Origin of the sequence: Micromonospora matsumotoense (assembly GCF_050951065.1) — a bacterium.
Taxonomy (GTDB): domain Bacteria; phylum Actinomycetota; class Actinomycetes; order Mycobacteriales; family Micromonosporaceae; genus Micromonospora; species Micromonospora matsumotoensis.
The window spans coordinates 4,128,614-4,148,716 of the sequence record NZ_CP192025.1 but is presented as its reverse complement, the minus strand read 5'-3'; the positions used below and the strand labels follow the sequence as shown (position 1 = coordinate 4,148,716).

Genomic DNA, 20,103 nt, shown 5'->3' with positions numbered 1-20,103 from the left:
AGATGGTCGGGACGGTCGGTCGGCCCATAACGTGCGCGGTCTCGGGAGATTCAAGGAGACCGCATGGCTGGAATGGGAACACCCCTCCGCGCCGGGGTGGCCGCACTGTCCGCGATGGTGCTCGCCGCCCTGGGGGCGGCACCGCAGGCGGTGGCGGCGCCGGACGTACCGACGATCGTGGTCCAGGACGGGGTCACCCAGCCGGTGTTCGGCTACGCCGACGCCATCCGGGAGCGCCTGTTCATCGACTCCACCTTCGACAGCGACAACGACGGTCTGCGCGACATCATCGCGTTCGACCTGATGCGGCCGGCGGCCACCGCGAACGGGCTCAAGGTCCCGGTGATCATGGACGCCAGCCCGTACTACTCGACGGTCTGCCGGGGCAACGAGTCCGAGTGCAAGGCCGACCTGGACGGCGACGGCCTGCTCGACAAGTGGCCGCTGTTCTACGACAACTACTTCGTGCCGCGCGGCTACGCGGTGATCCTGCTGGACATGGTGGGCACCAACAACTCCACCGGCTGCCCGACCACCAACGCCAACCAGGACAATCTCAGCGCCAAGCAGGCGATCAACTGGCTCAACGGCCGGGCCACCGCCCGCAACGCCGCCGGGCAGGTGGTCACCGCCGACTGGCACAACGGCAGGTCGGGCATGATCGGCAAGTCGTACGACGGCTCGCTGGCCATGGCGACGGCGGTGACCGGCGTCAAGGGCCTGACCACCGTGGTGCCGATCAGCGGTCCCAGCGAGTACTACGACTACGTGCGCAGCAACGGGGTGGTCACCCGGGGCAACAGCTACGTGTCGTCGCTGGCCAACACGGTCACCAACCCGGAGCGGCGGGAGTACTGCAAGCCGGTGCGCGACGCGATGGGTGCCGCCGACGGTGACGAGCACGGCGACTACACCGCCTTCTGGAACGAGCGCAGCTACGTCAAGAAGGTCCCCAACATGACCGCCAGCGTGCTGCTCTACCACGGTCTCAACGACGACAACGTCCGCCCGGACCACTTCAGCAAGTTCTGGTACGCCCTGGCGGAGAACAACGTCCCGCGCAAGCTGTGGCTGTCCCAGGAGGGGCACGTCGACCCGTTCGACTCGCGGCGCGCGGTCTGGGTGTCCACCCTGCACCGGTGGTTCGACTTCTGGCTGCACGGGGTGGCCAACGGCATCACCGACGAGCCCCGGGTCGACCTGGAGCGGGCCGCCGACGTGTGGGAGACCCACGCCGACTGGCCGATCCCCGGCAAGGCCGACACCGAGGTGTTCCTACAGCCGGGCACCACCGGGGCGGGCGGTCTGGACCTGGTGCCGACCGCCAAGCCGGCGACCGGCGCATTCCAGGACAGCCGTACCCAGACCCAGAACACCATGATCCTCAACCCGGACGCGGTGCAGCCCCACCGGCTGGCGTTCCTGTCCGCGCCGCTGACCGCGCCCCTGCACATCTCGGGTACGCCGACCGTGCAGCTGCGGGCCTCGGCCGACCAGACCGACACCAACTTCGGGGCGATCCTGGTCGACTACGGCACCGATGAGCGGGTGGCGCACCGGGCCTCCGGCGAGGGCATCATCACCCTGACCACCGAGGACTGCTGGGGGCTGAGCAGCCCGACCGACGACGGCTGCTACAGGCAGACCGCCAAGCGGGTCGCCACCGCCGACTACGAGCTGGTCACCAAGGGCATCATGGACGCCCAGAACCGGCAGTCGATCCGTACGGCCGTGCCGCTGGTGGTGGGGGATTCCTACCACTTCAGCTTCCCGCTGCTGCCGGAGGACTACGTCTTCACGCCGGGCCACCGGATCGGCGTGATCATCGTGGCCAGCTACCCGCAGTACTCCAGCCAGGCGGACACCACCGCCGCGAACATCAGGGTGGCCCTGAAGAGCAGCAAGATCGTTCTTCCGGTGGTCGGCGGCACCACCGCCGCGCACGCCGCCGGTCTCTGACCGGTCCCCGGCGGTCGTCTGCCGGTCGGCACCACCGGGGGTGGCCGCTGGCGCAGCGCTGCTGCGCCAGCGGCCACCGTCGGTGCGCCCGGGCCGCGTCGGGCCTCAGCCGGGATCGGATCGCCCGGGTGGTCGGCGTGGCGGCCACCCGGCCCCGGTCACCCGACCGTGCAGGGGGTGCCGTTGAGGACGAAGCCGGTGGGCGGGACGTTCGGGCCGCTGTAGGCCCCGACGAAACCGGCGCTGGCGCTGCCCCCGGCGGCGATCCGCCGGTTGTCGTCGGTGCTGGCGACCGTCACCGTGCGCCCGGTCTGCGTCCAGGTGGCGCTCCAGCCGCTGCTCACCTGCTGCCAACTGGTCGGCCAGCTCCAGGTCAACGTCCAGCCGTCGACGGGGTTCGCCCCGTTGTTGACGATCTCGACGTTGCCGACCCAGCCGTTGCCCCAGTCGCTGGCGGTGCTGAGCCGGACGGTGCAGGCGCTGTCGGCCGGGCCGGCGGTGGTGAAGGTGACCGGCGACGACGACCAGGAGACCTTCCCGGCGGTGTCCCGGGTCAGCACGTTGAGCGTGTACCGGGTGCCGGGGACGAGGTTGTCGACGGTGAACGAGGTGCCGGCCGTCTCGCCGAGCTGCTCGCTGACCGTGCCGTTCTGGCGGTACACCTCGTACTTGGCGATCGGGGCGCCCTTCGGCGGGGCCGGCGACCAGGAGATCGTCGCCGACCGGTCGGTGACCCCGCCGGCGGTCGGCTGCCCCGGCGGGGCCGGGTGGGCGGTGACCGGGGACGAGGGCCGCAGCACCAGCGTGGTCAGCGAGTACGGCGGCAGCGTCCGGCTGTCCGCGCTGCCCGACTGGCCGGTGACGACGCCGGCCGCCCCGTTGGTCAACGAGTACGTCGTCGGCGCGGCGTCCGACGGGGTGAAGCCGGCGTAGTCGAGGGTGACCGGGCGGGCGTTGTCCGGGTCCTTGTTGACCAGCAGCACCGCGAGATCCCCGTCGGCCCGCCGGACGGCGTGCGCGGTGACCAGCGGCTGGTCGGTGGTGGCGCGGACGAACTGGTCACCCGGCCGGGCGAACAGGTTCATCATGGACAGCGCGTGGTACGGGGCGAACGGGGTGTTCAGCGGCGGCTCGCAGACCGAGTTGTCGGCGGTGCAGGTGCCGCTGGACAGCAGCCCGAAGTCGCCGTAGTCGGTCTGCCCGCCCACCTGCGACACGGTGCCGATGCCGTTGTGCACGTTCCACCACTGGACCGTGAAGACGCCGTTCTCCAGCAGGTCGCTGTAGGCGTCGGCGAGGAACAGTGCGCCGGGCTGGGTGTTCTGGCCGGTACCGACGTTCAGCTCGGTGAAGCTGATGCCGATCCGGGCGGCGTTCGGGCCCGCGTACCGGGCGAGTTGGTCGCGCAGCAGGTGGGCCGCCTCGTCGATGTGGGCGGTACGGGCCAGCGACTCGGCCGCGCTGCCACCCGGGTACCAGTGCACGTCCACGAAGTCGATCTTCGGGCCGGCGATCGAGAGCACGGTCCGGTTCCACGGTCCCGGGTCACTGCCGGCGGTGATCCCGTCCGGCCAGTTCCCCGGCATGGTCAGCACCGCGCCGACCTTGATGCTGGGATCGACCGCCTTCATCGCGTCGGCGTACTCGACGACCAGCCGGGCGTACTGGCTGGCGCTCTTGTCGGGGTGGTCGTCGGCCTCCCAGGCCGAACCGTAGTGGCCGTTGCCGTAGTTCTCGTTGCCGACCGTCCACCACTTCGCGCCGTACCCCTTGGTGACGTTGGCGTAGCGGACCCAGTCGGCGGCCTCGGCGGGGGAGCCGGTGCCGTAGTTCGCGATGATCATCGGCTGTGCGCCGACCCGCCGGGCGGCGGCCATGAAGGTGTCGAAGTCGGTGTTCGGCGCGACGTACCCGCCGGGCGCGGTGTGGTCGCGCCAGTGGTAGATGTCGGCGTACGAGCCGCCCGGATAGCGCATCATCCGCACACCGGCGGCCTTGAGCAGGTCCGACGTCTCGGCCGTGCCGAGCTGGGAGTCCCAGATGGCATGGTTGACGCCCAGCGCGGTGTCCGGCACGGTGGCCAGCCCGGCGTTGGCGTTGACGGTCACGGCCACCGGGTCCGACGCCGCGTCGGCGGGCGACGGACCGGTCACGGCGAGCCCACCGGTGGCGAGCAGCAGGCTCGCGGTGAGCGCCGTCCAGCGCCCCCGGCCGTGCCGCGACGGGCGCGACGGTGGGGCGGAATCTCTGTTCATGCGGGTTCCTTCGTGGGTCACCACAGCGCACCGCCCGGCCGGTGGGGGTTGCGTCGCCCACGAGGGCGTCGAGACGGCGGGCGGGGACTGATGGACGGAGTGCTGGCGTCGTTCCGTCGTGCTTGTCGCCGTCCCCCGGAAACCCAGCGGCTCCCGGTTGCCCTTGGACGACTGTCAGCCCCGCGCGCGGCAAGTCATCGACGCATCAGAATCCCACGACGATCGTGGCGAGTTCAAGGCGGCGCGCCGGCCCCACCCCACCCCGCCGTGCCGGTACGGCTCACCGCCGGGCGGCCACCGTCGCGGCGATCCCGGCCGCCCGGGCCAGCGCGGCCATCCGACGGGGCCGGGAAACGACCGCCGGCCCGGTACGCAGGCAGTCGCGCACCAGGCCGGCGGCCCGCTCCACGCTGAGCAGCAGGGGCTTCACCGGCGGCCTGGCCATCTTGGTGTCGACGAACCCGAACCGGACGACGGTCACCCGTACCCGGTGGGGACGGAGCGCCCCCCGCAGCCCGAGCAGGTAGGACGTCAACCCCGCCTTGGACGCGGCGTAGCCGGGGGCCTGGGTCGACGGTCCGACGTCGGCGAGGCTGGACAGGCCCACCAGGTGACCGCCACCGCCGGCCACCATCGCCGGCACGACCACCTCCACGGTGCGCGCCGCACCGATCAGGTTGACCTCCAGCGCCCTGGTCTGCGCCGCCAGGTCACCGACGTCGAAGAGCTCACCGACCCCCGCCGCGTAGACACACACGTCCACCCCGCCGAGCCGGTCGACCACCCCGGCCAGCACCGTGCGGTAGGCGTCGCCGGTGACGTCGGCGACGTGGTGGGCGTACCCGGGGGCGGCCAGGTCGCTGGCGCTGCGGGACAGCCCGGCGACGGTCCAGCCGGCTGCCACCAGTTGCCGGGTGAGCGCCAGCCCGACACCGTCGCTGTTGCCCACCACGATCGCCCGCCGGCCCTGTGCGCCCATGCCGGGACTCTAGGACAACGTCGACGCCGCCCGGCGCGGCGCTGCCCTGCCCATCGCCCCCGTCCACCGGTGCGGCGCTGCCCTGCCCTCCGGTGCGGCGCTGCCCTGCCCTGCGGCGTGACGCTGCCCTGCCCTCCGGCGCGGCGCTGCGCTGCCCTGCGGCGTGACGCTGCGCTGCCCTGCGGCGTGACGCTGCTCCCGCCCGCCCGGTGCGACGCTGCCCCGCCTCCGGGTCGATGGTGGGCGGGGCAGCGTCGGGGCGTTGCCGCTAGGGCTGGCCCTGGTGGACCTCATCGTCGGCGCCCCGGACGAAGAGCCGCACCAGACCGCCGTAGACGCTTCCCGCCGGAGTGGAGATCGCCCCGCCGGGGCCGTCGACCGTGCTCCAGCTCGACCACGCGCCGGTGTCCTGGAGGTACCAGGTGGTGCGCAGGTCGTCGCTGGCGTCACGGACGAACAGGTGCAACCCGCCGCCGTAGACCATGACCCCGGGCGTCGACGTCGCACCCGCGCTGCCGGGCACGTCGCTCCACCCCGACCAGGCGCCGGTGGACAGCGCGTACCGGTCGGTGCGTACGTTGCCGTTCGTGCCCCGGACGAACACGTGCAGGTAACCGCCGTAGATGGTGGTCGCCGGAGCCGAGTTCGCGCCGGTCGGCCCGGCGAGAGTGGTCCAGCCGGACCAGGCGGCGGTGTCCAGCGCGTACCGGTTGGTGCGGACCTTGCCGTTCGCCCCCCGGACGAACAGGTGCAACTGCCCGCCGTAGACGGTGGCGGCCGGGGCCGACGACGCGGCCGTGGTGCCGGGGATCGTGCTCCAGCCGGACCAGGTGCCGGTGTCCAGGGAGTAGCGGTTGGTGCGGACCTTCTGGTCGGCCTGCACGAACAGGTGCAGCTCCCCGCCGTAGACGGTCGCCGCGGGTGCCGAGGTGGCCGCCGCGTCACCGGGGACGGTGGCCCAGCCGGACCAGGAGTCGGTGTTCGCGTCGTACCGGTTGGCCCGGACCTGCCCGCCCGGGCCCTGCACGAACACGTGCAGGTCACCGCCGTAGGTGGCGGTGGCCGGCGCGGACCGGGCCTGCGCCGTGCCCGGCACCGCCGTCCAGCCGGCAGCGCGTACGGCATCGCCTGCCACGGTCTTCCCCGCCGCGGGGTCCCGCATGACGGTGTTGCCCGGGAGGAGGTCTGCGGAGCTGGTGCTCGCGGTGGGGTTCGCCGGTTTTCCGGCTGCCGTGTCGCCGCTTCCCGGGACGGCGGCTGCGGGGGTGGCGATCAGGGTGACCGCGCCCAGGCCGAGGGCGAGCGCCGGCAGCCGCCGCCCCACCAGTTTCAACGATCGACTCAGACGCATAGACGCTCCCTTGTGGACGATTGGCGGTGATGGCGGCTCGGTCAGCTTGTGGCTGGTCCGCAGGGCTCGACACCCGCCTGTCCCCGGGCGGCCAGCAACCTCGGCAAACCCCCGTCCCCGCCACCCTATCGACCCACCCCCACCCCCCACATCCACCAACCACCCCCCGTCCATCCCCCTCCCCCTCGCCCTTCACCGGCGGTGATCAAGAGATTTAGGCCACCACGTTCGGCTCTGGTGACCCAAACCTCTTGATCACCGGGGACAGCCGCTGCTGAGGAGCGGTGACCAAGAGGTTTGGGTCAGGGCGTCGGGGATCGGTGACGTAAAGCTCTTGATCACCAGGGGTGGGCGGGGGCGGGGGAGGGGAGAGGGGAGGGAGGTGGGTGGGGTGCGGGCACCGGGGGTGCCGGTGCCCGCACGGGGGTCAGGCGACGGAGCAGGGGGAGCTGTTGAGGGTGAAGGAGGACGGCTTCCCGGCATCGCCGGTGTGGTTGGCCTGGAAGCCGATGCTGACCGAGGCGCCCGGCCCGATCGTGCCGTTGTAGGAGACGTTGCGGGCGGTGACCGCTCCGCTGGTCGGCGAGTAGGTCGCGTTCCAGCCGCTGGTGATGGTCTGCCCGGCGGGCAGGGTGAATGCCAGGTTCCAGCCGACGACCCCGGTGTCGTTGTACGTGGTGATCTTGATGGCGGTGGTCAGCCCGGTGCCCCAGGCGTTGACGGTGTACTCGACCCGGCACAGCGGCCCCGGCCCCGGCGTGGTGGGCGGGGGCGGCGTGGTCGGCGGGGCCGGCGTGGTGGGCGTGGGCGGATACGGGGTCGGCGGCGTGGTCGGCGGAGCCGTGGGCGGGGCGGTGGTGGGCGGCGGGGCGTCCAGGCCGAAGAAGCGGATCGCCTGGGCGGCGTCGACCGGCAGGTTGTGCGTGACGCCCTGCATGCTGATCGCCTCGACCTGCGCGGTGCCGCCGCTACCGCCGTAGCGGGTGCGGGTGTAGCCGGCCTGCGGGGTGTCGGTGAAGGTCGGCGTCTGGCTCAGCCCGTGCACGTTGGTCCACTGCTTGACCTCCTCACCGAAGTTCGGATAGCGCAGGGTCTCGTCGTTGGTGCCGTGCCACACCTGCATCCGGGGCCGCTTGCCGGTGTACCCGGGGTAGGCGTTGCGGACCAGGTCGCCCCACTGCTGCGCGGTCTTCGTGACCTGACCGTTGGCGCACTGGCTGTTCCACTCCGACCCGTCGGTGGTGGCGAAGCAGCCGAACGGCACCCCGGCGAAGGCGGCCCCCGCCGCGAACACGTCCGGGTAGTCGCCGAGCAGCACGTTGGTCATCATCGCCCCGGAAGAGGTGCCGGTGGCGAAGATCCGGTTCGGGTCGACGGCGTACCGGGACCGGACATAGTCGACCATCGACTTGATGCCTACCGGGTCGCTGCCCCCGTCGCGGCGCAGCGCCTGCGGGGAGGAGACGTCGAAGCACTTGCTGCTGCGGGTCACCGACGGGTAGATGACGATGTAGCCGTACCGGTCGGCCAGTGCCGCGTACTGGGTACCGGAGTAGAACGCCGGGCCGCTGCCGGTGCAGTAGTGCACCGCCACGAGCAGGCCCGGGCGGGCCGCCACGGTGTTCGGCACGTACAGGTACATCTGGAGGTTGCTGGGGTTGGCGCCGAAGCTCGTCACCTGGGTCAGCGTCGCCGCCGAGGCCGGGGTGGGGGCGGCGATCGCGGCCAGCGCGGTGAGCGCGGCGGCGACCAGGGCGGTGCCGAGCAGTTTGATCCTGGGTCTCATGGGACAGGTTCCTCCGGAGGATCGCGGACATGCGACTGTGTCGATCGAGGCTGCCCGGCGCTCGATCATGTCCGGCTCAGGAACATCCATGAGTATTGTTAGCCTGCGGACGGCTTGGCAAGCCGCGTCGGCCCACCGGAACTTCCGGTCGCCGACGGGCGTGGGCACCGGCGACCGGTGGGACCGCGCCGGTGGATAATGGCCCCCATGCGTGGTCCTGCGATGACGGACGTCGCCCGCCTGGCGGGAGTCTCCCACCAGACGGTTTCCCGGGTGCTCAACGACCATCCGAACGTCCGGGAACAGACCCGGGTACGGGTCCGCGCGGCGATCGCCGAGCTGGGCTACCGACCGAACGGGGCGGCACGGGCGCTGGTCACCGGCCGGTCCCAGCTGATCGGGGTGGTCGCCCAGAACAGCACCCTGTATGGTCCGGCGTCGCTGCTGGCGGCCCTGGAGCAGGCTGCCGCGTCGGCCGGCTTCGCGGTCAGCGTCGGTAGCGTCAGCACCCTCGACCGGCGGTCCATCTCCGCCGCCGTGGAGCGGCACCTCGACCACCGGGTCGCCGGCATCGTGGTGATCGCCCCGGTGGCCTCGGCCGACGAGGCGCTCGACCACCTGCCGCACGGCGTGCCGCTGGTCACCGTCGACGGTGATCCGGCCCGGGAGGCGGCACTGGTCACCGTCGACCAGGCGGCGGGGGCCGGGCTGGCGACCCGGCACCTGTTGGACGCCGGGCACCGTACCGTCTGGCACGTCTCCGGCCCGGCGGACTGGTTCGACAGCGCCGGGCGGGTCGAGGGCTGGCGGGCGGCGTTGCGGGCGGCCGGTGCGGAGGTGCCGCCGGTGTTGTCGGCCGACTGGAGCGCGGCGTCCGGCTACCGTTGCGGGCAGATGTTGGCCCGGATGCCGGAGGTGACGGCGGTCTTCGCGGCCAACGACCACCTCGCGCTGGGGGTGCTGCGGGCGTTGAGCGAGCGCGGGCGTCGGGTGCCGGAGGAGATCAGCGTGGTCGGCTTCGACGACGTGCCGGAGGCGGCGTACTTCATCCCGCCGTTGACCACCGTGCGGCCCGATTTCGACGCGGTGGCCCGCGCCGGCCTGGCGATGCTGCTGCGGCAGATCGAGGCCGGCCCGGGCGTGGCCGAACGGCACACCATCGCCCCCACCCTGGTCCACCGGGCCAGCGTCGCCCCCCCACCCCCCTGACCCCCCACCCCCTGCCCCCACCCCCCACCCAGCCCCGCCCCACCCACCCCGCCGCCCTGCCCGTCGATCAAGAAGTTTGCGTCAGAGTTGATCTCCAATGTGACGCAAACCTCTTGATCAACAGGGTCGGCAGGCAGGGGGCCAGGGGGGTTGGGGGAACTGGGAGGGGGTCAGTTGTAGGGCATGGTGGGGAACCAGCCGACGCCGAAGATCGCCGGTACCCGGAGGTCCCAGTAGACGACGGTGAAGACGCCGAGGGCGACCAGCAGGGCGCCGGTCACCAGCGCCGATCGTGTCGGGTCGGTCATCCAGCGCAGGAAGCCTCCCCGGGTGACCAGCACGACGACGACGAAGAGCAGCGTCACGATGACGATGTTGCCCAGCGACTGGAGGGTGAACGCCGCCGCCCCGTACAGCGGGTTGCCGGTCTCCACCGCCCAGTGGAAGAGCTTGTTGAACAGCGGGTACGGCCGGCCGATCAGGAAACCGCCGATCAGCGCGCCGATGAGCACCACCCGGGCCACCGGCCGGCGGGCGAACACGTCGGGCACCAGCCCGAGGGCGCCCAGCCCGAGCAGGGCGAGCACCAGGCCGATCACCCCGAAGACCACCGACGACTGGATCAGCCGGACCGGCATGCCGCCGACCGTCTCGGTGGACAGTTGCGGCAGGCTGTCGCCGATCAGCACCCCCACCGCGCCGTACGTCGCGGAGACCGCGATCATCCCCAGCGCCAGCCAGCCCACCGGGCGGACCAGCGTGCGCAGTTGGTGGCGCAGCCGCGTGGACGACCCGGCCTGGCTCAGCGGCCCCACCGACGCGACCATCGCGATGTTGCAGGCGGTGAAGGTGCCGGCGAACCCGGACACGAAGGCGAACAGCAGCCCCGCGCCGGTGCCGCCGATCGCGGTCGCCTTCGCGTCGTGGCCGAGCAGGTTGTTGGCCACCGTGTCACCGATGACCGAGTCGACGAACTCGAACGACCAGAGCACCGCCAGCAGCACCCCGGCGGCGGCGCTGACCAGCGCGGCGGTGCCGTGCCGGGTGGGTGCCGGTGAGACCGGTCCCACCGGCGTCGGCGACACCGGCCGGCGGGGGGCCGGGGACTCGGGACTTTCTCGTAGGGCCATCGTGCCTCGTCTCTGCCGATCCGGGCGGGCCCACGGCCGACCGACAGCGACCCGACCCGGCAGGCGCCCGGCCCACGGGACCCCGGGCCCTGACGGGTGACGCCGTACGCCGTCGCACCCGCCGGGCAGCGACCGCTGCCCGCTCACAGCATGCCGACGCGTACCGGTGCGGTCTTATCCGTGCGTGCTGACTTCGGCCGGCCCGTCGGGCCGACGGGCCGCGACACCGGACCCGGTCAGCACCCGTGCCGCCACCGCCGGCACGAGCAGCCGGCCCGGCGGGTCGACCAGGTTGAGTACCCGGAGGAACGCCGCACCCAGCGCCGGATCGGCGGTGGCGGCGGCGTGCAGCCGGTGCACGTAGGCGTTGGTCAACCGGACCCGGAGCGACCGGGGGCCGGGGACCTCGGCGAACCGCAGGTCGGTGCCGACCGCGATGGCCCACGGCACGTCGATCACCCGGGCCGCGCGACGGAAGAACCGTCGGGCCAGCCCATCGGGTGCGGCGCGCAGCAGCCGGGCCAGTTCCGAGGCCTGCAACGCCGCCGCCGTGATGCCCTGCCCGTAGAGGGGGTTGAAGCTGCACAACGCGTCGCCGAAGACCAGGTATCCGGCGGGGAAGCGCCGCAGCCGCTCGTACCGCCGGCGGACGCTGGCCGGGAAGCGCATCCGGGCCGGCTCGCCGAGCGGGCGGGCCTGCCGCATCAACGCGCCGATCTCCGGTGCCGGCAGACTCTCCGCGTACGCGATCAGGCCGGCGTCGTCGGTCGGCGGTTCCTCGCCGAACATCCCGTTGAGCGCCACCGCGAACCGGTCGTGCTCCTGCACCGCCACGATCCCGCCCCGGGGCCGGCCGGGCACCGCGTTGGTGAAGACGCCGAGCAACCCGTCGAGGTGCTGCGGTTGCCGCTCGTAGAGCCGGGTCACATAGGTCAGCCCCACGGTCACCTGCTCCTCGGGTGCGGGCGGATAGCCGAGCGCGGGAAGCCACACCGGACTCCGGGTGCCCCGGCCACCGGCGTCGACCACCAGGTCGGCGGGATGCTCCACGGCGGCCGAGGGGCCGTCGGCGCGACGATGCACCCGTACGCCGGTCACCCGTCGCCGGTCCGGTGTGGCGGTCAGGCCGGCGACCTCGTGTCCGGGTAGGACGGTCACCCCGGGCAGTGCGCCGATCCGGTTGCGGACGACCTGCTCCAGCAGGGGGCGGCTCACCCCGATCGCCCGCAGCGGTGACGCCGCCGGGCGCATCCGGTAGCCGTCGTTGTACCAGCGCACCTGACCCTGGAGGTCCACCAGCGGCGCACCGAGCGCGGTCAGCTCGTCGCCCACCCCCGGCAACAGCTCCTCCAGCACCTGGCGGCCCCGGTCCAGCAGCACGTGCAGTTGCCGGCCCTGCGGCACCCCGCGTCGGCTGGTGGCCTGCTCGGGGAGGGGATCGCGGTCGACCAGGGTGACCCGGGCGTACGTCTCGCTGAGGGCACGGGCGGCCAACAACCCGCCGATGCCCGCGCCGACCACCACGGCGCTGTCGGTCGCCATGGACCGATGCTAGGCGGACATCGACGGTCCTGTCGTCTCGCAACGTGCGCACCATCGACCATTGACGCGGTCACCGTGCTGGGCAAGGGTGACAGGGTGCGACGGCGCGAATCCCATCGGTCGTCGCACGACACGTTGTGGGACAGCCGTACCGACCCGTCGGGCCACGACCCCGCCCGACGGCGTCGGGCCCGTCCCGCCCGTCGCCATCCGACAGTGCTGACCCGGACGAAAGGACTCCTCGTGCGCCGCTTCCCGCGAACGTCCGTAGCCCCCGGTGACCCGATGCCGCGCCGCCACCCCTGGCGTCGGGTCGTCGCCGCCGTGGCCGGACTCGTGCTCCTGCTGGTCGCCGCGCCCGGCGCGGTCGCCGGTCCGCCCGGCCCGGCCGGAGCCGGCGACCGGGCCCTGCCGGCCGGTTTCCGGCACGGCTGGGTCGAGGTCGAGGGGACCAGGCTGCACTACGTACGCGGGGGCAGCGGGCCGGCCCTGGTGCTGCTGCACGGTTGGCCGCAGACCTGGCAGGCGTGGCGGCCGGTGCTGCCCGCGCTGCGTGCCGGCCGGACGGTCGTCGCGTTCGACCTGCCCGGCCTGGGGGACTCCGCCGCGCCGGCCGGCGGCTACGACAAGGCCACCACGGCCCGCCGGCTGCACGCCGCGACCGAGCAGCTCGGCCTCGGCCGGGTGGAGCTGCTCGGCCACGACGTCGGCGCGCTGGTGGCCTACCCGTGGGCGCGGGACTACCCGGCCGACGTGTCCCGGATGATCGTGATCGAGACCGCGCTCTCCGGGTTCGGCCTGGAGGACCTGTACAGCCGCAGCTGGCACTTCCTGTTCAACGCCACCCCGGCGCCGACGCCCGAGCTGCTCATCGACAACTCGGACGTCGAGGTCTACCTGGACCGGATCTTCGACTTCTCGTCCCAGCACGACACCATCGACCGGCCGGTCTACTACCGCGCCTACCGCGACCCGGCCGACCGGACGGCCGGCTACGAGTACTACCGCGCGTTCAACACCGACATCGCCGACAACCGGGCGCAGGCCCCGGCCAAGCCGGTGACCGTGCCGGTGGTGGCGATGGGCGCGGCGTTCTCGTTCGGCCCCGGCGTCGCCGCCTCCTACCGGCAGGTCGCCACGGACGTCCGGCAGGTCGTCGTGCCGGACTCGGGCCACTGGGTCCCGGAGGAGAACCCGCAGTTCCTCATCGACTGCACCCGGTTGTTCCTCGGCCTGCCCGGGGCCCCGGCCCCGACCCCGGCGCTGGCCGGTTGCGCCGCCTGATCCCACCCCCGCAGCCCACCCCCGGTGCCCCGCAGCCCACCCCCGGTGCCCCGCAGCCCACCTGCGGGGCACCGCCTGGCTGGCGGCGCGGACCGCCTGGTCCGGGTCGGGTCGCCCGGTAATGGCCGACAGCCCGCCGGCCGGGCGCAGGTGGCCGGCGGACCGGGTCAGGCCAGCGCGTCGAGCGCGGCGCGGTCCGCCGGGGTCAGGCGCAGCCGGGCGGCGGCCATGTTCTCCTCGAGGTGCCGCACCGAGCTGGTGCCGGGGATGACCAGGATCGCCGGCGAGTACGCCAGCAGCCACGCGATGGCGACCTGCGCGCGGGTGGCGTCGTGCCCGTCGGCGACCCCGTCGACGGTACGCCGTTGCGCGGCGCTGAAGTCCGGCCCGAACGGCAGCTGCGACCGCCCGGTACGCGCGCCGAGCAACCCCGCCCCCAGCGGGAAGTACGGCACGAAGGCGATGCTCTCCTCGGTGCACCGGCGCAGCACGTCCAGGCAGTCCCGGTCGAGCAGGTGGAAGCGGTTCTGCACGGCGGCGATCGGGATCGTCGCCCGGGCCTGGTCCAGCTGTTTGAGGGTGACCCCGCTGAGCCCGACGTCGCCGATCAGGCCCTCCTCCCGCAGCCGCGCCATCATCGCGAACGACTCGGAGAACCGGACGTCGCCCGGGCGCAGCAGCCCGTCCCCGCCGACCCGCAGATAGACCAGCTCCAACCGGTCCCGACCCAGCCGGCGCAGGTTCTCGTGCACCTGCCGCCGCAACTGGTCGGGTGCCCCGGCGGGCACGAAGTCGCCCCAGTTGTCGCGTACCACCCCGATCTTGGTGCCGATCACCAGGTCGTCGGGGTAGGGGTGGAGGGCCTCGCGGATCAGGTCGTTGGCCACGTGCGGGCCGTAGAAGTCGCTGGTGTCGAGGTAGTTCACCCCCAGCTCGACCGCCCTGCGCAGCACCGCCAGCGCGCCCGCGTGGTCGTCCGGGGGGCCGAAGGAGCCGGGGCCGGGCAGTTGCATGGTGCCGAAGCCCAACCGGTTGACGCTCAACTCGTCGCCCAGCCGGAGCCGGCCGGCCTCCGGTGCGAGCTTGTCCGACAGTGTCACCCTTGCTCCCCTCGGGGGACGCCGCACGAGGCGACGCCCGTGTGTGCGGGCCTGCGCGGGCGGCGGGAGCCGGCGGGACGCCCGCCACCCGTCGGCCATCCTTCCGGACAACCGGGACACCATCCCGCAGGTCGGCGCAGCGTGTCGTGCATCGGGTCACCCTGAGTGAGTGCGGTGGGGGTGTGGCGCGGTGCGCGCCGGTCGGGACGCGCCGGGTGCGGTGCGGGCGCTGTCGAGCTGTCGGCGTCGACGGATCAGTGCAGGGGCCGCGGCCCGAAGCCCAGGGCCCGGTCGACGCCGATGTGGAAGAACCAGCAGGCGGCCACGAGCGCGAGCAGCGACCCTCGGGTCGAGTCGAGGGCGAGCGCGAGGCCGTACCCGGCGAGCAGGACGAAGGGGGCGACGTAGGTGTGCCCCAGGTTGTAGGCGATCGCGCCGACCCGGTGGTCGACGGCGTAGCCGAGCATCGAGAGGTCGAAGACGAGGAACAGGGCGAACAGCCACCACCAGGCGAAGCCGGTCAGCACGACGAGGACGACGGCCGCCCCGGCGACGGCCGCGCCCTCGACGCGGTAGAGGGCCGGTACCGGGGTGGCCGGTGGGGTGCTGCGGTCGGGCGCGGCGGTCACTGGTGTTTCCAGTTCTCCAGAGCGGTCACCACGCTGGTGACGGTCTTGTCGTAGCTGCGTTCGAGGTCGGCGGCGAGGGTGAACGCGCCGGCGGTCTCCAGGCTGACGAAGCCGTGGATGACCGCGCGCAGGAACCGGGTGGCGTCGATCGCGTCGTCGCCGAGGAGGTGGTAACCGGCGAGCACGCGGTAGACCACCTGGAGGCTGGCATCGCTCGCCTGCTGGTCCTCGACGTCGTCGGGGTCGGGTGCCCGGACGGTCATCGGGTACTGCGCCGGGTGTTGCCGGGCCCACGTCCGGTAGGCGGCGGCCAGGCTGCGGACCGCGTCGTCGCGGGCCCGGCCGACGCACGCCTCGACGAGCGCCGCCGACAGGTTCACCTTCGCGCGCAGCATGATCCCACGGCGGAGCCCGGGTAGGCCGTCGATGTGCTTGTAGAGCGACGGGACGCGGACGCCGAGGCTCGTGGCGAGCGAGGCGAGGGTCAGCTCGTCGGTGGGGTGCGCTTCGAGCAGCTGCGCGCCGCGGGCGATGACGATGTCGGCGGTGAGGCCGGCCCTAGGCACTGGTGTGCACCCTGCTGAGGAAGTCGAGCACCGCACTGGCGGTGAGTTCGGGCTGCTGGGACTGCGGGTAGTGGCCGGCGTCGGGCACCATGACGACCTCGCCGCGCAGGGTCTCGCCGATCCAGGTCGCCTCGGCCGCCGGGTCCGTGAAGTCGGGGTCGCGCTCGCCCATGACGACGAGCACGGAGGTGTCCACCTCGGCGAGACGCGCCTCGGCGAGACGGTGGTCGGTCTGCCGTGCGGTACGGGAGAACGCCCTGCCGTAGCCGGGCTGCCGGAGCTTGGCGACGACGGCCGCCCGGTATGCGGCGAAGTCGGCCGGCTTGACGCCGGCGTAGAGGGTGGGCAGGTAGGCCTTCCAGACGCCGGCCACCCAGAGCGGCGACATCATCAGGTGGAAGAGGCTCCGCATGCCGGGCGGCTGCCGGGGGTTGCGCACGAACGGTCCGACGAGCACGAGGCCGGCGACCTGCGCGGGGTGCTCGGCTGCGACGATGACTCCGGCCCCGGCGGCCAGGGAGTTGCCGACGATGACCGCCGGCCGGCCGAGCTCGTCGATCAGGGCGCTGATGTCGGCGGCCGTCTCGGGGTCGCCGTAGGAGGCGAAGGTGGTGTCGCTGTCGCCGTGACCGCGCAGGTCGGTGCTGGCCACGGTGTAACCGGCGGCGACCAGGGCCGGGGCGAGGAACCGGTACGACGAGCGCAGCTCCGCCATCCCGGGCACGAGCACCACGAGCGGGCCGCTGCCCTGGACGTCGTAGGCGATGCGGCCTTCCGCGCGGTGCAGGTAGCGGGTCGGTGACGGTGTGGTGTTCCGGGCGTCGGTCATGAGGCTAGCGTAGCTAGGCAGAAAGCTAACCACAATAGCTTTCAGGTTCCGGCCCGGCCGCCGGCCGCCACCAGGTCAGCGCACCACACTCACCGGGCCGCAGTGCCCGCTTTTCGAGGACCGGGGCACCCGCCGGACCCGGCCGCCCCCGACACCGTTCGCCACCCGGCCGGAACCGCCCGGACGGGGAGATACCACCGGTGGTCCCGCCCGGGCACCCCGGACCGGGCGGCGGGACCGCCGACGTGGTGACCCGGGGTCACAGCCGGACCAGACCACCGTCGGCCATGATGGTCTGCCCGGTGACGAAGGCGGCGTCGTCGCTGGCCAGGAACGCCACCGTGCCGACCACGTCCTGCGCCTCGCCGGGGCGCTTGATGGCCTGCATCGCCGCGACGTGCTCCTGGGCCGCGCCGGCCATCGGGCTCTCCGCGAGACCCGGGGTACGCGACAGGGTCGGCCCGACCGCGTTGACCGTGATGCCGTACGAGGCGACGTCGCTGGCCAGCGCCCGGGTGAACCCGATCACCCCCATCTTGCTGGCCATGTAGTGGGTGAAACCGGGCAGGGCCAGACCGACGGAGTTGGAGGTGAGGTTGACGATCCGCCCCCAGCGCGCCGCACACATGTGGTGCAGTACCGCCTTGGTCATCAGGAACTGCGAGTCGAGGTTGACCGCCAGCACCCTGCGCCACGCCTCGTACTCCAGCTTGAAGATGTTCTTCGCCGGATAGATGCCGGCGTTGTTGACCAGGACGTGGCAGCCCCCCATCCCGGCGGTGATCTCCGCGCCGATCCGGGCGACGTCGTCGGGGTCCGAGACGTCCCCGGTGACGCCGAGGGCCTTGCGCCCCTCGGCCTCCACCAGCGCCACCGTCTCGATCGGGTCGACCAGGTCCACCGCCGCCACGTCCATGCCACGCCGGGCCAGGCCCTGGCAGATCGCCTGCCCGATGCCCCGCCCCCCGCCGGTCACCACCGCGATCCGGATACCCGTGTCGGTCATCAGCCCCACCCCTTCGTCGCTGCGTCGCGGTCGGGGACGACCGGCCGGGATCGCGTGTCGTCGGTCAGCCGCAGTGCGCCCGAGGGACAGAGGTCGACCGCGGCGCGGCCCTCGTCGGCGTCGACCGGTCGCCGACGCAGCAGCACCCGGCCGTCCTCGCTCTGGTCGAACAGCTCCGGCGTGGACAGCACACACTGCCCGGCGCCGATGCACAGGTCACGGTTCACCACCAGGGTCATGGTCGGTCCTCCTCCGCCCACCGGGTCGTCCCCACCCACCGGCCCCTCGCTCACCAGGTCACCGGCAGCCGGTCCAGGCCGTAGATGTTCGACTCCTTGCGGAACGGCAGGCCGTCCAGCTCCTCGGCCAGCCGTAGCCCGGGGATGCGGGTGAACAGGGTGCGGAACACGATCTCCAGCTCGGCGCGGGCCAGGTTCTGCCCGATGCACTGGTGGATGCCGTAGCCGAAGGCCATGTGGTGGCGCGCACCCCGGCGGACGTCCAGCTCCCCGGCGTCGGCGAAGACGTCGGTGTCCCAGTTGGCGGAGGCGAACGACAGCAGCAGCCCGTCGCCGGCCCGCACGGTCACCCCGCCGACCTCGATGTCGGCGGTGGCGACCCGGGGCAGCGCGTCCACCACGGTGAAGTAGCGCAGCAGCTCCTCCACCGCCAGGCCCATCGCGGCCGGGTCACCGGTGACCACGGCGAGCTGCTCGGGGTTCTCCAACAGCCCGGCCACCCCCAGGGAGATCATGCTGGCGGTGGTCTCGAAGCCGGCCACCAGCAGCAGCATCGCCAGCCCGACGAGCATGTCGTGGTCGAACAGCGGGGTCTGCCGGTTCTGCACCACCAGCCGGCCGAGCAGGTCGTCGGTCGGCTCCGCCTCCTTCGCGGTGACCAACCGGTCGACGTAGGCCCGCAGCTCGCTGCTGGTCTGCTGGCGCTGCTCGGCGGAGACCGTCCGGCGCAGCTGCGCGTCGGCGCTGCGGACGATCAGGTCGCGGTCCTCGTACGGCATGCCGAGCAGTTTGGTGATCATCGAGGCGGGCACCGGCAGCGCCAACGCGGCGACCAGGTCCACCGGCTTCGGCCCGGCCAGGATCGCGTCGACGCACTCGTCGACGGTGCGCTGGATGTGCGGGCGCATCTCCTGCGCCCGGCGCAGCGTGAAGTCGCCGATCAGCATCCGCCGCTGCGGGCCGTGCTCCGGCTGGTCGAGCCCGATCAGCGACCGGCCGACGGCGGCGATGTTCCGCCGGGTCTGCGGGGTCACCGGCTCGGTCAACGGCAGGTTCGGGTGGAACCGGTTGGCGCTCACCCGGGGGTCGGTCAGCAACCGCCGGACGTCGGCGTAGCGGGTGACCAGCCAGGCCAGCTGCCCGTCGGGCACCCGGACCTGGCTGACCGGCGCCTCGGCGCGCAGCCCGACGTACTCGGGGGCGGGGGCGAAGGGGCAGGTGCGGGGCATCGGGAAGTCGGGCGCCTCCCCGGAGGGCGCCGCGTCGGGGGCGTACGTGCTGTTCGCGGTCATCACGATCCTCTCGGTGGGTGGGTCGGTGGGCCCGGACGGCGTCGACCCGGCGTGCGGTGCCGACGGGGGACCCGGCGTCGACCCGGGGTGCGGCGAAGCGACGGTGCTGGGCTCATCCGGGGTGTCGGGCGAGGTGGGCGAGCAGCGCCGCCGAGAGCTGGTCGGGGGCCTCCTCGGGCACCCAGTGCGACACCCCGTCGAGGGTGAGGAACTCGTACGGGCCCTTCACCCAGTCGCCGGTGCCGTGCGCGGCGACCGGGCCGACGCCGATGTCGGCGCTGCCCCAGACATAGAGCGTCGGCACGTCGACCGGCCCGGCCTCGACGTCCTCCGGCCGGGTGGCCCGGTACCAGTTCAGGGCGGCGGTCAGCGCGCCCGGCGCGGTCAACCGGTCCAGATAGGTCGCCAGCCTCGCCGGCCCCGCCGCGCCCAGCATCCGGCGCAGGAACGCGGCGTCGTCGGCCAGCAGCATCCCCTCGGCCTGCCCCGGCTGACGGAACATTGCCAGGTACGCGGAGCGGCGCTGCTGGTCCTCGTCGCCGGCCAGCGCGTCGGCGAACGGCCGGGGATGCGGCACCGACACGGCGGTGAAGGTGCGCAGCAGCGCCGGGTGCCGGTCGGCCACCGCCCAGCCGATCGCCGCGCCCCAGTCGTGGCCGACCAGGTCGAACCGGTCCCAGCCGAGCTGCCCGGCGAGGGCGACGACGTCGGCGACCAGGGCGTCCATCCGGTACGCGTCGACGTCGTCGGGCCGTACCCCGGGGGAGTAGCCGCGCTGGTCCGGCGCGACGGCGTGGTGGCCGGCGGCGCCCAGCGCGGCGAGCTGGTGCTCCCACTCGACGGCCCCCTCGGGAAAGCCGTGCAGCAGCAGCACGCCCCGGCCGTCGGCAGGGCCGGCGGTCAGCGCGTCGAAGGTGCCGGCGTCGGTGGTCAACCGCAGCGGCGTG

General features: G+C 73.1%; 17 protein-coding genes. 3 read left to right on the top strand and 14 right to left on the bottom strand.

From position 1 onward, the window contains the following. Positions 1 to 63: 63 nt before the first annotated feature. Positions 64 to 1,959, top strand: coding sequence for a CocE/NonD family hydrolase (locus ACQP1S_RS18280; RefSeq protein ID WP_432896804.1), 1,896 nt, complete (start codon positions 64 to 66; stop codon positions 1,957 to 1,959). A gap of 158 nt (positions 1,960 to 2,117) precedes the next feature. Here ACQP1S_RS18280 and ACQP1S_RS18275 read toward each other — a convergent pair whose 3' ends face one another. The 4 genes from ACQP1S_RS18275 to ACQP1S_RS18260 form a co-directional block, all read right to left on the bottom strand. Next, positions 2,118 to 4,214 carry a cellulose binding domain-containing protein gene (locus ACQP1S_RS18275; protein WP_432896801.1) on the bottom strand — a complete coding sequence of 699 codons (2,097 nt, stop codon included), beginning with the start codon at positions 4,212 to 4,214 and terminating at the stop codon, positions 2,118 to 2,120. A 280-nt stretch (positions 4,215 to 4,494) separates the two neighbouring features. Further along, positions 4,495 to 5,193 carry an SDR family NAD(P)-dependent oxidoreductase gene (locus ACQP1S_RS18270; protein ID WP_432896798.1) on the bottom strand — a complete coding sequence of 233 codons (699 nt, stop codon included), beginning with the start codon at positions 5,191 to 5,193 and terminating at the stop codon, positions 4,495 to 4,497. 268 nt (positions 5,194 to 5,461) lie between these two features. Further along, positions 5,462 to 6,544 (bottom strand): hypothetical protein, encoded by a 1,083-nt coding sequence (locus ACQP1S_RS18265; protein WP_432896795.1) that lies wholly within the window; start codon positions 6,542 to 6,544, stop codon positions 5,462 to 5,464. Between the two features lie 427 nt (positions 6,545 to 6,971). After that, positions 6,972 to 8,330 carry an extracellular catalytic domain type 1 short-chain-length polyhydroxyalkanoate depolymerase gene (locus ACQP1S_RS18260; protein ID WP_432896792.1) on the bottom strand — a complete coding sequence of 453 codons (1,359 nt, stop codon included), beginning with the start codon at positions 8,328 to 8,330 and terminating at the stop codon, positions 6,972 to 6,974. A 222-nt stretch (positions 8,331 to 8,552) separates the two neighbouring features. On the opposite strand from ACQP1S_RS18260, the gene ACQP1S_RS18255 reads away from it, so the two are divergent. Continuing rightward, on the top strand, positions 8,553 to 9,539 hold the full coding sequence (locus ACQP1S_RS18255) for a LacI family DNA-binding transcriptional regulator (RefSeq protein ID WP_432896789.1): 987 nt from the start codon (positions 8,553 to 8,555) through the stop codon (positions 9,537 to 9,539). Between the two features lie 170 nt (positions 9,540 to 9,709). Here the strand turns inward: ACQP1S_RS18255 and ACQP1S_RS18250 are convergent, their stop codons facing one another. Next, entirely contained in the window at positions 9,710 to 10,669 is a 960-nt protein-coding gene (locus ACQP1S_RS18250) for a hypothetical protein (protein WP_091243075.1), read from the bottom strand. Positions 10,670 to 10,843: 174 nt separating this feature from the next. Further along, positions 10,844 to 12,211 (bottom strand): FAD-dependent oxidoreductase, encoded by a 1,368-nt coding sequence (locus ACQP1S_RS18245; protein ID WP_432896786.1) that lies wholly within the window; start codon positions 12,209 to 12,211, stop codon positions 10,844 to 10,846. A 285-nt stretch (positions 12,212 to 12,496) separates the two neighbouring features. Between ACQP1S_RS18245 and ACQP1S_RS18240 the strand changes: the two genes are divergently transcribed. After that, positions 12,497 to 13,495 carry an alpha/beta fold hydrolase gene (locus tag ACQP1S_RS18240; protein WP_432896783.1) on the top strand — a complete coding sequence of 333 codons (999 nt, stop codon included), beginning with the start codon at positions 12,497 to 12,499 and terminating at the stop codon, positions 13,493 to 13,495. A 167-nt stretch (positions 13,496 to 13,662) separates the two neighbouring features. Here ACQP1S_RS18240 and ACQP1S_RS18235 read toward each other — a convergent pair whose 3' ends face one another. From ACQP1S_RS18235 to ACQP1S_RS18200, 8 genes are all read right to left on the bottom strand, one after another. Further along, positions 13,663 to 14,595, bottom strand: coding sequence for an aldo/keto reductase (locus ACQP1S_RS18235; RefSeq protein ID WP_432896780.1), 933 nt, complete (start codon positions 14,593 to 14,595; stop codon positions 13,663 to 13,665). A 254-nt stretch (positions 14,596 to 14,849) separates the two neighbouring features. Next, complete coding sequence (locus ACQP1S_RS18230; protein ID WP_432896777.1) at positions 14,850 to 15,224, bottom strand: DUF4260 family protein; 375 nt, start codon at positions 15,222 to 15,224, stop codon at positions 14,850 to 14,852. Continuing rightward, a complete protein-coding gene (locus ACQP1S_RS18225) occupies positions 15,221 to 15,790 on the bottom strand; it encodes a TetR/AcrR family transcriptional regulator (RefSeq protein ID WP_432896774.1) in 570 nt (189 codons plus the stop codon). The genes ACQP1S_RS18230 and ACQP1S_RS18225 overlap by 4 nt, the downstream gene beginning before the upstream one ends. Continuing rightward, complete coding sequence (locus ACQP1S_RS18220; RefSeq protein WP_432896771.1) at positions 15,783 to 16,619, bottom strand: alpha/beta fold hydrolase; 837 nt, start codon at positions 16,617 to 16,619, stop codon at positions 15,783 to 15,785. Before ACQP1S_RS18220 ends, ACQP1S_RS18225 begins: the two co-directional genes overlap by 8 nt. A 259-nt stretch (positions 16,620 to 16,878) precedes the next feature. Then, positions 16,879 to 17,625, bottom strand: coding sequence for an SDR family NAD(P)-dependent oxidoreductase (locus ACQP1S_RS18215; RefSeq protein WP_432896768.1), 747 nt, complete (start codon positions 17,623 to 17,625; stop codon positions 16,879 to 16,881). After that, a complete protein-coding gene (locus ACQP1S_RS18210; RefSeq protein ID WP_091243062.1) occupies positions 17,625 to 17,864 on the bottom strand; it encodes a ferredoxin in 240 nt (79 codons plus the stop codon). The genes ACQP1S_RS18215 and ACQP1S_RS18210 overlap by 1 nt, the downstream gene beginning before the upstream one ends. A 50-nt stretch (positions 17,865 to 17,914) precedes the next feature. Further along, positions 17,915 to 19,156, bottom strand: a complete 1,242-nt coding sequence (locus ACQP1S_RS18205; RefSeq protein WP_091243060.1) for a cytochrome P450 — start codon at positions 19,154 to 19,156, stop codon at positions 17,915 to 17,917. A gap of 112 nt (positions 19,157 to 19,268) precedes the next feature. Next, on the bottom strand, positions 19,269 to 20,096 hold the full coding sequence (locus ACQP1S_RS18200; RefSeq protein ID WP_218108181.1) for an alpha/beta fold hydrolase: 828 nt from the start codon (positions 20,094 to 20,096) through the stop codon (positions 19,269 to 19,271). Positions 20,097 to 20,103 lie beyond the last annotated feature (7 nt).

Excerpts from the sequence above, each read along its gene's own strand:
- ACQP1S_RS18220 (WP_432896771.1), bottom strand. The coding sequence starts at position 16,619 with ATGACCGACGCCCGGAACACCACACCGTCACCGACCCGCTACCTGCAC.
- ACQP1S_RS18260 (WP_432896792.1), bottom strand. The coding sequence starts at position 8,330 with ATGAGACCCAGGATCAAACTGCTCGGCACCGCCCTGGTCGCCGCCGCG.
- ACQP1S_RS18270 (WP_432896798.1), bottom strand. The coding sequence starts at position 5,193 with ATGGGCGCACAGGGCCGGCGGGCGATCGTGGTGGGCAACAGCGACGGT.
- ACQP1S_RS18265 (WP_432896795.1), bottom strand. The coding sequence starts at position 6,544 with ATGCGTCTGAGTCGATCGTTGAAACTGGTGGGGCGGCGGCTGCCGGCG.
- ACQP1S_RS18255 (WP_432896789.1), top strand. The coding sequence starts at position 8,553 with ATGACGGACGTCGCCCGCCTGGCGGGAGTCTCCCACCAGACGGTTTCC.
- ACQP1S_RS18240 (WP_432896783.1), top strand. The coding sequence starts at position 12,497 with ATGCCGCGCCGCCACCCCTGGCGTCGGGTCGTCGCCGCCGTGGCCGGA.
- ACQP1S_RS18215 (WP_432896768.1), bottom strand. The coding sequence starts at position 17,625 with ATGACCGACACGGGTATCCGGATCGCGGTGGTGACCGGCGGGGGGCGG.
- ACQP1S_RS18275 (WP_432896801.1), bottom strand. The coding sequence starts at position 4,214 with ATGAACAGAGATTCCGCCCCACCGTCGCGCCCGTCGCGGCACGGCCGG.
- ACQP1S_RS18245 (WP_432896786.1), bottom strand. The coding sequence starts at position 12,211 with ATGGCGACCGACAGCGCCGTGGTGGTCGGCGCGGGCATCGGCGGGTTG.
- ACQP1S_RS18280 (WP_432896804.1), top strand. The coding sequence starts at position 64 with ATGGCTGGAATGGGAACACCCCTCCGCGCCGGGGTGGCCGCACTGTCC.
- ACQP1S_RS18210 (WP_091243062.1), bottom strand. The coding sequence starts at position 17,864 with ATGACCCTGGTGGTGAACCGTGACCTGTGCATCGGCGCCGGGCAGTGT.
- ACQP1S_RS18250 (WP_091243075.1), bottom strand. The coding sequence starts at position 10,669 with ATGGCCCTACGAGAAAGTCCCGAGTCCCCGGCCCCCCGCCGGCCGGTG.
- ACQP1S_RS18205 (WP_091243060.1), bottom strand. The coding sequence starts at position 19,156 with ATGACCGCGAACAGCACGTACGCCCCCGACGCGGCGCCCTCCGGGGAG.